The sequence below is a fragment of the Henriciella litoralis genome (assembly GCF_002088935.1).
GTDB lineage: Bacteria > Pseudomonadota > Alphaproteobacteria > Caulobacterales > Hyphomonadaceae > Henriciella > Henriciella litoralis.
The window spans coordinates 1,328,611-1,341,801 of sequence record NZ_NCSS01000006.1; the positions used below are offsets into that span (position 1 = coordinate 1,328,611).

At 55.8% G+C, this 13,191-nt stretch carries 11 protein-coding genes and 1 rRNA gene; 6 read left to right on the top strand and 6 right to left on the bottom strand.

The features are described 5' to 3' along the window. Positions 1-117: 117 nt before the first annotated feature. Both B8783_RS09870 and B8783_RS09880 read right to left on the bottom strand, forming a co-directional pair. Positions 118-1,571, bottom strand: a 16S ribosomal RNA gene (locus B8783_RS09870). Between the two features lie 1,132 nt (positions 1,572-2,703). After that, positions 2,704-3,132 (bottom strand): CBS domain-containing protein, encoded by a 429-nt coding sequence (locus B8783_RS09880; RefSeq protein WP_084419971.1) that lies wholly within the window; start codon positions 3,130-3,132, stop codon positions 2,704-2,706. Between the two features lie 260 nt (positions 3,133-3,392). Between B8783_RS09880 and hfaA the strand changes: the two genes are divergently transcribed. The 3 genes from hfaA to hfaD are packed head-to-tail and all read left to right on the top strand — an operon-like array spanning position 3,393 to position 6,089. Then, positions 3,393-3,812, top strand: coding sequence for a holdfast anchoring protein HfaA (hfaA, locus tag B8783_RS09885; protein ID WP_084419972.1), 420 nt, complete (start codon positions 3,393-3,395; stop codon positions 3,810-3,812). Beyond that, positions 3,805-4,803, top strand: coding sequence for a holdfast anchoring protein HfaB (hfaB, locus tag B8783_RS09890; protein WP_084419973.1), 999 nt, complete (start codon positions 3,805-3,807; stop codon positions 4,801-4,803). The genes hfaA and hfaB overlap by 8 nt, the downstream gene beginning before the upstream one ends. A gap of 44 nt (positions 4,804-4,847) precedes the next feature. Beyond that, positions 4,848-6,089 (top strand): holdfast anchor protein HfaD, encoded by a 1,242-nt coding sequence (gene hfaD, locus B8783_RS09895; protein ID WP_084419974.1) that lies wholly within the window; start codon positions 4,848-4,850, stop codon positions 6,087-6,089. Between the two features lie 128 nt (positions 6,090-6,217). On the opposite strand, the gene B8783_RS18355 is transcribed toward hfaD, so the two are convergent. After that, positions 6,218-6,547 (bottom strand): hypothetical protein, encoded by a 330-nt coding sequence (locus B8783_RS18355; RefSeq protein WP_139792322.1) that lies wholly within the window; start codon positions 6,545-6,547, stop codon positions 6,218-6,220. A gap of 160 nt (positions 6,548-6,707) precedes the next feature. Between B8783_RS18355 and B8783_RS09905 the strand changes: the two genes are divergently transcribed. Further along, complete coding sequence (locus B8783_RS09905; RefSeq protein ID WP_084419976.1) at positions 6,708-7,091, top strand: DUF4345 family protein; 384 nt, start codon at positions 6,708-6,710, stop codon at positions 7,089-7,091. A 60-nt stretch (positions 7,092-7,151) separates the two neighbouring features. Here B8783_RS09905 and B8783_RS09910 read toward each other — a convergent pair whose 3' ends face one another. After that, positions 7,152-9,680 (bottom strand): TonB-dependent receptor, encoded by a 2,529-nt coding sequence (locus B8783_RS09910; RefSeq protein ID WP_084419977.1) that lies wholly within the window; start codon positions 9,678-9,680, stop codon positions 7,152-7,154. 196 nt (positions 9,681-9,876) lie between these two features. Continuing rightward, entirely contained in the window at positions 9,877-10,836 is a 960-nt protein-coding gene (locus tag B8783_RS09915; protein WP_084419978.1) for a hypothetical protein, read from the bottom strand. A 198-nt stretch (positions 10,837-11,034) separates the two neighbouring features. On the opposite strand from B8783_RS09915, the gene B8783_RS09920 reads away from it, so the two are divergent. Continuing rightward, positions 11,035-11,583, top strand: coding sequence for a PAS domain-containing protein (locus B8783_RS09920; RefSeq protein WP_084419979.1), 549 nt, complete (start codon positions 11,035-11,037; stop codon positions 11,581-11,583). Here B8783_RS09920 and B8783_RS09925 read toward each other — a convergent pair. Further along, positions 11,580-12,113: a gamma carbonic anhydrase family protein gene (locus B8783_RS09925; RefSeq protein ID WP_084419980.1), complete on the bottom strand. Its 534-nt coding sequence runs from the start codon at positions 12,111-12,113 to the stop codon at positions 11,580-11,582. The genes B8783_RS09920 and B8783_RS09925 overlap by 4 nt on opposite strands. Before the next feature lie 244 nt (positions 12,114-12,357). On the opposite strand from B8783_RS09925, the gene B8783_RS09930 reads away from it, so the two are divergent. Further along, positions 12,358-13,158 carry a PhoH family protein gene (locus tag B8783_RS09930; RefSeq protein ID WP_084419981.1) on the top strand — a complete coding sequence of 267 codons (801 nt, stop codon included), beginning with the start codon at positions 12,358-12,360 and terminating at the stop codon, positions 13,156-13,158. Positions 13,159-13,191 lie beyond the last annotated feature (33 nt).

Below are 13,191 nucleotides of genomic sequence, written 5' to 3' on the forward strand. Positions count from 1 at the left end.
AGAGAAACGAAGACGGCACAAATGACCGCATATGTTTTGCTGTCAGAGCAAGCTCTGCAGCGATGTCAAAAGAGCTTTCGAAGTCTGGCGAGCCAGACAATCAGAAAGCATCCTTAGAAAGGAGGTGATCCAGCCGCAGGTTCCCCTACGGCTACCTTGTTACGACTTCATCCCAGTCGCTGAACCTACCGTGGCCTGCTGCCTCCGAAGTTAGCGCACAGTCTTCGGGTAGATCCAACTCCCATGATGTGACGGGCGGTGTGTACAAGGCCCGGGAACGTATTCACCGTGGCATGCTGATCCACGATTACTAGCGATTCCAACTTCATGCCCTCGAGTTGCAGAGGACAATCTGAACTGAGACAGCTTTTTGGGATTAGCCCATTGTCACTGCCATTGTAGCACGTGTGTAGCCCCGCGTGTAAGGGCCATGAGGACTTGACGTCATCCCCGCCTTCCTCCGGCTTAGCACCGGCAGTTTCCTTAGAGTGCCCACCCAAACGTGCTGGCAACTAAGGATAAGGGTTGCGCTCGTTGCGGGACTTAACCCAACATCTCACGACACGAGCTGACGACAGCCATGCAGCACCTGTGCACCTGCCAACTAAATGAAGGAAACCATCTCTGGTAACCAAACAGGGCATGTCAAACGCGGGTAAGGTTCTGCGCGTTGCTTCGAATTAAACCACATGCTCCACCGCTTGTGCGGGCCCCCGTCAATTTCTTTGAGTTTTAATCTTGCGACCGTACTCCCCAGGCGGAATGCTTAATGCGTTAGCTGCGTCACCTGCACGCATGCGCGCAGACAACTAGCATTCATCGTTTACGGTGTGGACTACCAGGGTATCTAATCCTGTTTGCTCCCCACACTTTCGCGCCTCAGCGTCAGTACCAGTCCAGTTAGCCGCCTTCGCCACTGGTGTTCCACCGAATATCTACGAATTTCACCTCTACACTCGGTATTCCGCTAACCTCTCCTGGTCTCTAGGCTACCAGTTTCAAATGCAATTCCGAGGTTGAGCCCCGGGCTTTCACATCTGACTTAATAGCCCGCCTACGCGCGCTTTACGCCCAGTAATTCCGAACAACGCTAGCCCCCTTCGTATTACCGCGGCTGCTGGCACGAAGTTAGCCGGGGCTTCTTTACTAGGTACTGTCATTATCATCCCTAGCGAAAGAATTTTACAACCCTAAGGCCTTCATCATTCACGCGGCATGGCTGCATCAGGCTTTCGCCCATTGTGCAAGATTCCCCACTGCTGCCTCCCGTAGGAGTCTGGGCCGTGTCTCAGTCCCAGTGTGGCTGATCATCCTCTCAGACCAGCTATAGATCGTAGTCTTGGTAGGCCTTTACCCCACCAACAAACTAATCTAACGCGGGCCGATCTTTCACCGATAAATCTTTCCCCCGGAGGGCGTATACGGTATTACCACTCGTTTCCAAGAGCTATTCCGTAGTGAAAGGCACGTTCCCACGCGTTACTCACCCGTCTGCCACTATATCGTTCGACTTGCATGTGTTAAGCCTGCCGCCAGCGTTCGTTCTGAGCCAGAATCAAACTCTCAGGTTGAGTGCTCGATCTGACGTAAACCGTTCCATGAATTTGAAACGGCAATTGCTGTTGCAATTTGCGTTTTGACGGGAAACCCTTTTCACAAAACAATCGGCCGAAACCGAAAGTAGTGAAAGGTATTTCCTTGAAACGCATCGTCATGATCGCATTGGACCCCTGCGGGTCCGCTAGCCATTCATGCCGCCTGCGTTTCTCTTCCTAATTCCTGCGATGTCAAACAACCTAGGCCGGAGCCCTTTTTGCCTCGGCGGAACAATCTGTCCCGCTTCGGAAGTGGCGGCTTATATGGTCCGCCGTATTCCCCGTCAACACCCTTTTCAGCGCTTTCTGCAGAGAGTTACAGTTGCCTGCAAAACCTACAAATTTAACCGCAGAACCCTTCACCAAAACCGCAACATGTGCGGCCCGATCCGGGTGGGCGTCTCCAGAAGAGAGGCGGCATATATGGGCCACACTCACCCCCGTCAACTCCCTTTTCTGCGCTTTCTACAGTGAGCTGCAGTTGCCTGCAAAACCTGTAAATTCAAGCACATAACCTTTCAACAAAGTCACCATAAAGGCGACTTGATCCAGGCGGGCGTCTCCAGAAGAGAGGCGGCTTTTATGGGCCACACTCACCCCCGTCAACACCCTTTTTTGTACTTTCTACAGTGAGCTGCAGTTGCCTGCAAAACCTGTAAATTCAAGCACATAACCTTTCAACAATATCGCCATAAAGACGACTTGATCCAGGTAGGTGTCTCCAAGAGAGAGGCGGCTTTTATGGGCCACACTCACCCCCGTCAACTCCCTTTTTTGCACCGTCTGCAGCTCGTTGGCACAAGGCCTCAAAACTCCAGAAATCAAGCACAAACCGTTTCGCTGAGGATCATCGATCCCCATCAATCCGGCGGGTCTTTCCAGAAGAAGGGTGGCTTCTATGGGCCAGCCCGTCCCCCGTCAACAACCCTTCTGCACTTGCCTGCAGAAAGTTCAGCCGAAGCCTTTTTCCTGCAAATTTGGCGCAAAACGCTGCCCTGTTGAGCCGAGATTAACCGGCCCCTCATGGACAGAGGCGTTTCAGATGGAACAGACCATATAGAGTCTGTTCGGCCCTCTTGGCAACCCCTAAAATCACTGCCTGCCGCTTTTATTGGCCCTTGATGTAGTCGGCCATCGCGTCGGCTTCGGCTTTGGTTGCCTGGATCTTCCATTTCACAAGGTCGCCGATCGATATAATACCGGCCAGCTCCCCGTCACGTATGACGGGTAGATGGCGAATACGCCGGTCCGTCATACGGCCGAGGCACTGATCTATTGTTTCGGATGGATTGGCCGTGATGACGCCGCGCGTCATTGAGTCCTCCACGGACATGGTCAAAGCCTCCGGACCGTGCCGGGCGACCTGCCGCAGGATATCGCGCTCCGAGAGCACACCCGCAAGTGTGGTCCCACTCATCGCAACGACCGCCCCGATCTTTGCATCATCCAGCATGCGAGCCGCCTGGCTCAATGTACTGGCGGCATCAATCGTCTGAACTGCACCACCCTTGGATTTCAGGATCTGCTCAATAAGCATCTTATCGTCCTCCTTATATATGTTGTTCTTATTATTCCTTCTTCATAACACAGGCAGGCGCATGCGCGAAAGCGGGCGCCCGGCGCCTCTTCGTCCCGGATCGGGACACAATTTCTCTTTTTTCCGCGAAAATAGCGCCTGTTAGCGTTTATTCGCCTCATAATTGTTCCCCAGAGGCGCGAAAACGGGACGCTCGCCTCTCCTGAACTGGCACGCGCATTGCAGACCGTCTGCCCATCAACCCCAAAAGGGATCGGCAGATGAAACTTATGACTTCAACCTCGTACGGCCTGTTCGGCCTTGTTATTGTCGCCTCGGCTGCTTTCGCACCGATGGCTGACGCTCAGGCCGCATCCAGCGCCTCGCAGTTCGAACGTCCTTACGGCTTCGGATACGGACAGGAAAGCTCGCCATTTACCGCCGCTTCACGTGATGCGAGTAATAATCGCGTCATTATCAACGGCTTGATCAATGGCGGCACCGGTCTTGGTACTGGTCTCTACACGGGTTGGGGCCAGACAGATGGGGCACCTGGCATGATCGGCAGCGGAACGGCCGTCGGCAACCAACTCAACGTGATCACCAACGGTAGTTACAACACCGTGATCATCGATTCGACCCAGATCAACAATGGCGACCAGACGGTCATTCTCAACGGGGAGCTCAACCTCAATGATTAACTTCGCATCTTTTTCCAAGAGCGGACGCAAGAGCGCCTCGGCCGCCATACTTGCCAGCACCATGCTTGCAACGGCTTGTGTCTCGCCAATCGCTGGTCCGGACGGCAACTATGCCAAGCCAATTGGCAATGCGCCTGTGACCGCAAACCCGACGCCTTACTCTGAAGGCTTGGTCTGTATGGGTCACTATGCCCGTCAGACCGGATATGCCGCACCCCGAATCGCGGTTGGCCGTATCCTCGACTATACGGGCAAGGCTGACTTTGAGGGCGGTCGCCGCGTCACGCAGGGCGCGTCCCTGATGGCCATCTCCGCTTTTGCAAAAGCTGGCGCCCGTCTCGTCGAGCGATTCGATACGTCGGTTTCCGAGCTTGAGCTGAAATACGCCAACAACAAGCTCATCGGCGACGATATTCCTGATGATTTCCGCAAGATCACAGCCGGCTCCATCCCTGGCTCCGACTATTATCTTGTCGGCGGCATCACAGAGCTGAACTACAATATCCGCTCGGTCGGCGCTGAAGCCTTTGCCGGTGACCTCGATCCGACAGATACAAAAGGCTCCATCGGCGCAAAACTCTACGTCATCAATGTGGGCCTCGATCTTCGTCTCGTTGAGACCGAAAGCCTCGAAGTTGTCGATGTGATCTCTTATCAGAAGCAGATCATCGGCCGGGAAGTTTCCGTAGGCGTCTTCGATTTTGCCAATGGCAACGTGTTCGACGTTGGTATCGGTGGCCGCGCCCAAGAACCTATCCAGCTGGCGATTCGCTCAGTTCTGGAGCGGGCCGTTCTTGAAATGATGGCAAATCTTTATGCCGCGCCATCCGCAGATGTCTGCTCGCTGACTGCCGGCGCCATCTCGACCAATGGAATCACGGGCGACTTCGTCCCGGCCGGTGCGCCGCTGGAAGAATATAATGGACCGTCGCGTCAACAGGCCTCCGCCTGGCATGACCGCCGCGATCCAGCCCTGCGTGGTCGCAACTAAAAGCGGCCCGCAACGTCCCCTCTCACACGCCAAGGAGGCTTGAGATGACCCGTCCCGGTTTAAAACTCGCCAGCCTGACTGCCCTTACCCTCGCTCTGTCGGCAAATATTGCCCAGGCGCAGGAGCAAAACCCGAACTCGGGAACGATTGACCAGGTTCAGCTGGGCGATGTGTGGTCGAATATCGACGTATACGTCCCGGAACACACCCCTGACGTGGTGGCCACGTCGACAGCGTCAGGCAACCTCGCCGCCGCTGTGCGGAATGCCGGAGATGTCGATAGCGATATTACACAGCAGTTCGATGCCGATTCGGTCGCGACAAGCAGCCTCGGCGGTTATTCAGCCGGTACAGCCATCCAAACGACCACAGCTTACGGCAATGCGGCTTCGAGCGGCACGTCCTACGGCTATAACAGCTATTACGCGCAGCAGTCGGCGTCCGGAAACGTCACCGCCTACTCGCGCACCGATCTTGAGCAAGCGAATCAGATCGCCAGCGCGACCACAGCCATGGCGAACGTGTCATCGACCGAAAATAATTTCGGCGAAAGCATTTCGGACCAGACGCAATATAGCTCAGCCAATGTCTACGCAGAGACAGATGCAGACATGTGCTGTGATGGCACATCTGCAACTTTCGCAACCACGGCCGGCGCAAATGCGACGTCTGCAACCGGTTATACCAACACCAGCTACAATCGCGCGCTTCAGAAAACTGAAGCTGGCAGCTCGGTCACAGGCGTTACCGACGTCTATATGGGCTACGGCACCAATGTGACTGCGGCCACCAACAGCTTTGGTAACTCTGCCACGGTCCATAATGAGTGGGGCTACGCCGCTCTTGGCCTCAGCGGTGCTGAGACCCAGCAAGAGAATAATGCGGACGTTGACGCGCAGACTTACGTAACGCTCGACCATTGGGATGGATATGCAAACGCATCCGCCTATGGCGTTGGTAACTCTGCACTCCTGTCCAATGTCGGCTCTGACACCGCTATGTATGCAGATCAGAACAATACTGGCACGGTCACCAGCCAGGCGAGCTTCACCGGCGAATCATGGACGGGCGGCGCTGGCATCATGAGCTCGACCGCAATCGGCAACGCCGCGACGGCGACCGTCTGCAATTATTGCAGCGATGCTGCAGTTGGCGGACGAATCAATCAGACCAATTCCGGCTCAGTCTATGCGCAAGGTTCAACGAGCACCACTTATGGTGGCTCTGTCTACGGCTCTGCCAGCGCTGTAGGTAACTCAGCCACAATCCAGTCATTCGGCGACTAGGGACAGTCCCGACTGAGGATCTGCCGATCCAGATCCCTCTGCTGCCCTTGGGCAGCAGAGGGATTTTGATATTGGACCGGCATTTCGCTCACCGTTCAGTAAGCCCTTCGAATTGAGCGGCTACAGAATCACTCCGATTCAGTGCCTTCTACGACTTCAGTTTCGACAAACTCACAGTCTTTTTCGACAGCGACCTCTCGCGCAGCTTTGGCATAGCTGCGGGCATAAGGAATATTCATCGGATTCATCATCGAGCGCTGCGCACCGGCGATTTCTTTTTCGAGTTCATCGCAGCTCTGACGTGAAAAACGAGCCTTGTTGCCCCCTTTGGCCAACGCGCCGCTAGCCGCAGACCCTGCAATCGCAGAGCCCGCAGCTCCAGCTACCGTCCCGCACCCAGCCAAAGTTGCAAACAGGCCGCATGATGCGGCAGCCACTAAAAGCGGTTTGATGTTCATGATAAACGTCCCTCAGATAATTGGTTGATACTTCAACCTGCTATCTTCCTGACATCTGGAGCCGTCCATCACCCTCAAGGGTCAGGCACCCTGTTTTCGACGCCATGGCCGCCGGAAAATTAGATTCGCCGAACCTGCAGAACCGTCTAGTTTGACGACAATGCTGACACGACTTTTTCTCGCACTTATTGCCGTCCTTTATTTCGCCTTCGGCACCTGGTCCCTTTTTGACCCGATCGGGATGACGTCGAGACTTGATGTCGATGTCAGCGGCCCGAACGGTATTTTTGAAATGCGCGGTGTCTTTGGAGGCGTCAGTCTGGGCGCTGCTTTGCTTGCGGCCGCAGGTGCAGTGATGCCAGCGCGATATGAACGCCCTGCCCTGTTGTTCCTGGTGGCGTATATGGGTGGCTACACACTGTCCCGCATTGTGTCATTTTTTCTAGGCGACGGGCCGACCTTCAGCGGCTGGTTTTTTGCCGGATTCGAAGTTCTGGCATTCATTCTTGCCGTAACTGCGCTGATAACCCGCCGCGAACCCTGACAAAAAAAGCCCCATCGCAAGCGACGGGGCTTCTCTTATTCTGACATGAGTGGATCGCGGCTAGAAGTTGACCTTCAACTCAGCGCCATACATGCGCGGCGTGCCGGGATAGACAGCGTTCGTACCCGTTTGCTCCGGAACGCCGAAGGCCGCAAAGTTGTAGTATTCGTCGGTCAAATTCTCACCAAAGATCGAGAACTCCCAAGTGCCATCAGCTGACTGAATGCCCGCACGTGCCCCAACCAGGACGTACGCGTCATTGTCAGTAAGCCCCTGCGACGTCACCGACAGCGCCGTCTCGGAATTATAGCGAGCATTCAGGTGCACAAGACCGCGCAGCGAATCGCTAATATCGAACAGATAAGTGCCCGAACCGGTCACGACATGTTCTGGAACATTGACCAGCTGAACGCCGCCAGGTGCCAACAATTGAAGCGTGCCCGTGCCTGACGGCACGAGGATGTCATTCTTGCGCTCCGCAATCGTGTAGGCATAGCCGCCCTGGATCGTCAGACCATCCATTGGAGCCAAAGATGTGTCGAGTTCCAGACCATAGCTCTCAACATCGGAGTTGAACGTCCGGAAGTTGGTTCCGGTGAACAAATTCTCCTGAAAGTCGGCGACTTCCTGATAGAAGATTGCGCCGTTCAGCGTGGCATTGAGGTTTGGATAGCTGGTTTTCCAACCAATCTCGTAGGCATCAACCGTCTCGGAATCGAAAAGAAGATCCGATGGCTGCGGCCCGTCGCCGCCAAAGATGACGCTGTCAAAGCCGGAGCGGTCAAGATTGTAACCGCCGGATTTGAAACCACGCGAATAGGACGCATAGGCCATGATGTCTGGCGTGAATGCATAAGCCAGTTTGGCCGTGCCGGTCAGCGTCGTTTCGTCAAAGCTGTCGCTATCGGAAACGCTGAACTCGCTATTGATGGCCGGGTTACACACAAGCAGGGCCAGCTGGCCCAGCGCGGCCGCAACGCCTGGCTGTGCAGCAAAGAAGTTACAAGGCGTTACATTACCGTCGAGATCGTACTCGACTTTCTTCTCTTCATAGTTCGCACGAAGACCAACCGTCGCCGTCAGCTTGTCGGTCAACGAAATCTCATTGTGCGTGAAGAGCGCAAACGCGTTGGTCTTCTGCTTGAAGTTATCCGTGTTCTGTCCCTCTCCCGGCTGAAAGCCAGGAATAAAGAAAGGCACGGTGCCCGGTGTTCCTGGCGCAGCGGGTGCGCCAGTCAGCGGATCAATGTTGCCGAGGAGTGACGGAACGACCGTACCTGTCGGATCAAGGCTACCAAAGACCTGTCCACCCGCGGCGCCAAACGCCACGAGGTCGGTGTACAGATTCGCCTGCGTACCAACGCGGATCGTGTCGTCATAATTGGTTTCCTGGTTCATGTAGAATGCACCAACCAACCAGTCGAGCCGGCCATATGTGTCCTGCAGACGAACTTCCTGCGTGAAGACCTTGTCGCCGATTTCAGTACCATCGCGATAGGCCCGGTCGATGCCGGAGAAGTCGATGTCCTGATCGCGCAGGGCCTTCCAGTCACGATAAGCTGTGATCGAAACGAGGTTGGCATCGCCAAATACCCGATTGCGATACTCTGCCGAGAAACCGAACTCTTCAACATCATCAGAGATATCGCGGTTTGGCGAAATCGCGGCTTTCAGGTCTTTAGGCGGCGTCGGCGAAATACCAACAAGTCCAGCCATGGCCGCGCCAGCATTTACGGCAGCGCCCAGTGGGCCCGGATTGAAGTTCACGCTGACACAGCAATCTTCGTCGGTTTGCCCATAGTCACCAATGACGCGAAGGCTTGCATCGTCTTTTTCGAACAGAAGCTGACCGCGCATCAGGAAGCGGTCGAGATTGTTGAACTCGCGACTGGAATTCACATCATCGATATAGCCATCGCGCACACGGCGAAGCACATCGACCCGCCCGGCAACATTCTCGGAGATCGGCCCGGTCACCATGAGCTCGGCGTCATACATATTGTAATTGCCGACGCCGACCTTGGCATATCCCTCAGGCGCAAATTGCGGTTTTGCTGTATTGATCGAGACCACACCAGCCGACGTATTTCGCCCAAACAGCGTGCCTTGTGGCCCGCGCAGAACTTCCAGGCTCGCAAGTTCGGGCATTTCCGAGAGCGCAATACCGGTCTTGGTACGGAAAACACCATCGATCACGACGCCGACGGCAGGCTCAAAGCCCGGATTGTTCGACCCGGTTCCGACACCGCGGATCGAGATGCTCGTGCCGGACGCGGCCGACTCAGTCTGCGAAATTTGCACAGATGGCGCAATCTGCTCGATATCGTTGAGGCGAGCGACGCCTGTGTCTTCGAGCATTGATGCGTCGAAAGCGGTGACCGAAACAGGCACATCCTGAACCGTGACGCCAGACCGGCGCGTCGCCTCGACAACTACAGCGTTAAGCCGACGCTGAGTGTCGGCCCCTTCTTCTTCCTGCGCACTGGCCGTCAGACCCGGAAGCGCCATCAGGGCACTAAATCCGACGCTCGCGCACAACGCCAACTTCATACCGCGCGCACTCGCGTTCTTTCTGGGAGCTAACTTCATCTAACGTCTCCGATTCTGTTGATTTTATTATTATCCCAAGTCCAAATAGGACTCTCCTCAGGACTAGCAAAGCTATGCACAGATGCAAGTAACCAAGCTGCATCTGCGGCATTGTTGCAGATTATTCATTAAATAATGAAAAAAGCGCCCCGCATGTTTGCGAGACGCTTTTTCCTGAACTTATTAAAGGTGACGTCTAGTAGACGCCTTGGCCCACACCGCCGTCGAACACCATTGGTCCGCCAGCTGATTCGCGCACTTTCTGCACTTCGCGGGTCACCTGTTTCATCACCGTGCGGGTCTGCGGGACACAGCGTTGCTCGGCAAATTGAGCCTCTATGATCTTGATTCCGGGCCCGTGCCGACGCAGCAGCGACCGTTCATTACAATCGCGCTGAGGAATTTGTGGTTTACAAGCCAGCTTGCCGCCATTTCCATACACAAGCGCCTCGCCCTTGTCGCAAGCCATTGTCTGGCCGTGATCGAAATTGGCATGACCGTCGACGACTTCACCAAGCGTGACCTGCATGCGTGTCCCGGCAACACACCGGAAAACTTCACCGCTATAGCCCGTGGAAATGTTCTGACCGCCATCGACCTGTGACGCAGGGTGCGGCGATCCGGTGTCGTCGAGGCAGACGGCCTGAACCGCGCGCACGGATGTGCGGTACGCAACCTCGTCGACGCAATACTCTTCAGTCGTGGGCACGTTTTCGGTCACCGTTTCGGTGTAGGTTTCTGCGGCGCCAACAACGTTCAGCTTGCCAATGGAGGACGTTGCGACCGGGGCTGGGCCACCAAAGCCGCCACCGCCGCCCGCATAGGCGACCACATCGCTTGAAGCGCTCGCGCCAGCGGTCACATTCAGATAGCTTTGAGCGGAGAAATTCAGTGTGCCACCATTGACGTTCACATTGCTGCCACGGATCGAGATGTTCGGTCCTGCAACGTTCACACCTGGTACAATGACACCGTGGCCCTTACCGCCCTGGCAGCATGGAGATCCCCCCCCATTATAGCTTGGCGGCGGTGGCGGAGGCGCCGGTTGGCATGTATTGCAGCCGCCTGATCCACCGGCGAAGGCTACGCCAGACAGTATCAGAATGGTTGCTGCGCCTGCGCCGGCGAACAATGTGTGTCGTGTTGAAACGCGCATGAACTCTCTCCGTGGCTCTTCGCGTGTTGAGAAGCACAGACCGTGCCATTTCTCGCTTCATCCGCGAAAAAAGTGTCGATCTCGTCAACAGGGTCTCTCAGAAAGGGAATCCAGTTGGCCCGCCATTTGCGATGGACCCGTGCAGAGCCGCCAGGCAGCGGCAACGTGAAACAGTATAAATAAGAATAGCAGGGCCGCATGCTGGAACGTACACTACATCCCAATAGTCAGACCCTGCTCACCGCCTGGCAGCGCATGAATGTTGCCGCGCTGGACACCCCCGCCGGTCCGACAACCCGCGAACATCCCGATTTGATCGCGCGTCTCTTTGTGATTCAGGAAGAGACAGAGAATGACTGGGTGTTCCGCACAGCCGGTGACCAGATCCAGGAATGTCTTGGTCGTCAGCTCGCCGATTATGATTTTCTGACATTCTGGTCTGGTTTCGACCGGCAGATGCTTCAACCGCTCCTCAAGACAATCTCTCAGGAAGGGATGCCCGGCGTGGTTCGGGCTCGCGGAGAAGCCCTGACTGGTGAGCGGGTTGATGTTGAGCTGATCCTCGCACCACTTGCCCAGACGCCGCACCTTAAAGGCGGGTCTCGCATACTGGGCCTTTATCAAACGCTGGGCGGCGAAAGCTTTCTGCGCGGTCGGCCCATCTGGCGTCACCGTCTGACGGCCGTCTTCCCGCCAGACGTACGAACAAGTGAGCCGCGCCTCAAACTGGTCGCCAGCAACGATTAACCGTCAATGCGGACCAGGCCCGACTTGAATCGCTTCCAATTGTCGACATAGACCTGCGAAGACGCGGCAATCATTTGCGCAGCGCCCTCATCAAGCTCACGTACAACCTTGCCGGGCGAACCCATCACAAGCGAATTGTCCGGAATTTCCTTGCCTTCGGGAATGAGCGAGTGCGCCCCGATGATACAGTTACGTCCAATTTTTGCGCGGTTCAGGATTGTGGAGCCGATGCCAATCAGTGTGCCGTCCGCAATTGTGCAGCCGTGCAGCATGACCATGTGTCCGACGGTTACATTCTTGCCGATGGTTAGCGGCACGCCATGATCAGTGTGCAGGACACAGCCATCCTGAATGTTTGAGTTCTCGCCAATCTCGATTGGATCATTGTCGCCGCGTACAACAGAATTGAACCAGATGCTGGCATTTTCGCGCAGAATCACGTTGCCGAGCACTGTCGCGTTCTCCGCAACCCAATAGTTTCCGGTATCCGGCGTGCTCGGTTTGACGCCATCGAGTTCATAAAGTGCCAATTTTGCGGTCCTTCCCTGTCATGAATATTTCTTGCGCGTCCTATCTGGTTAACAACGCATTAACCTTGCTAGTCTCTAATTGTGAAGAGATTCGGGAGGCAAGTGCCGATGGTCCATAGACCGTCTCAGCCAATAGCACCACCCGGCCCCGCTAGAGGGCCCGGAGCCTCCGTTTCCCCGTTTTCCGTCGCCGCCCGGCATGTTTGCCCGGCGGTTTTTTTGTGCCCGAAAAGGAGATCCTCACATGGGTAAAAGAACCTCTGCCAAGCGTCAGAAAGCCAATGCAGATCTGGAGGCCATGGGCTTCTTCGAGGAAATGGGCGGAACATCAAAACAGGAGGCCCGCCTCTACGCGATACAGGGCGGCTGGCACCCCGATGACGGCCAGAAGATTCGCAATCCAAATACACCGCGCGATCAGCGCTATCAGAAAACCGTAAAACCGCGCTCGGAAAATCAGGCGCGTCTGATGAATGCGCTGGAGACCAAGTCCCTTGTCTGCGCGCTCGGCCCGGCCGGCACCGGCAAGACCTACCTTGCCATCTGCAAGGCGGTCGAAGCGCTTCAGAAAGGCAAAGTCGCAAGGATCATCCTGTCACGGCCTGCAGTTGAAGCCGGCGAACAGATCGGCTTTCTCCCCGGCGCCATGGAAGACAAGCTCGCGCCATACCTTCGCCCGCTCTATGACGCACTCGCAGACCGGCTATCGCCAGCACAGCTGAAACATATGATGGGCGAGGGCCTGATCGAGATTGCGCCGATCGGCTTCATGCGCGGGCGCACGCTCAACAATGCATTCGTCGTCATTGATGAGGCGCAGAACTGTACCTACACACAGCTGAAAATGCTGCTGACCCGGCTTGGCTGGCACTCGACAATGGCGGTGACGGGCGACCCGAACCAGTCAGACCTCCTACCTCACCTGTCCGGCCTCGCCCAGGCGGCTGAAAAACTTGAAAACCTGTCAGACGCGGAAGTCGTCTACCTGAAAGGCCAGGACATCGTCCGCCATCCACTTGTTGCGGAGATGCTGGAAGTTCTCTGACGAGCTTAGACTGCCAAAAAATCAGCGGGCGGC

Coding starts and splice junctions, on each gene's coding strand:
- B8783_RS09880 (WP_084419971.1), bottom strand. CDS start 3,132: ATGCTTATTGAGCAGATCCTGAAATCCAAGGGTGGTGCAGTTCAGACG.
- hfaA (WP_084419972.1), top strand. CDS start 3,393: ATGAAACTTATGACTTCAACCTCGTACGGCCTGTTCGGCCTTGTTATT.
- hfaB (WP_084419973.1), top strand. CDS start 3,805: ATGATTAACTTCGCATCTTTTTCCAAGAGCGGACGCAAGAGCGCCTCG.
- hfaD (WP_084419974.1), top strand. CDS start 4,848: ATGACCCGTCCCGGTTTAAAACTCGCCAGCCTGACTGCCCTTACCCTC.
- B8783_RS18355 (WP_139792322.1), bottom strand. CDS start 6,547: ATGAACATCAAACCGCTTTTAGTGGCTGCCGCATCATGCGGCCTGTTT.
- B8783_RS09905 (WP_084419976.1), top strand. CDS start 6,708: ATGCTGACACGACTTTTTCTCGCACTTATTGCCGTCCTTTATTTCGCC.
- B8783_RS09910 (WP_084419977.1), bottom strand. CDS start 9,680: ATGAAGTTAGCTCCCAGAAAGAACGCGAGTGCGCGCGGTATGAAGTTG.
- B8783_RS09915 (WP_084419978.1), bottom strand. CDS start 10,836: ATGCGCGTTTCAACACGACACACATTGTTCGCCGGCGCAGGCGCAGCA.
- B8783_RS09920 (WP_084419979.1), top strand. CDS start 11,035: ATGCTGGAACGTACACTACATCCCAATAGTCAGACCCTGCTCACCGCC.
- B8783_RS09930 (WP_084419981.1), top strand. CDS start 12,358: ATGGGTAAAAGAACCTCTGCCAAGCGTCAGAAAGCCAATGCAGATCTG.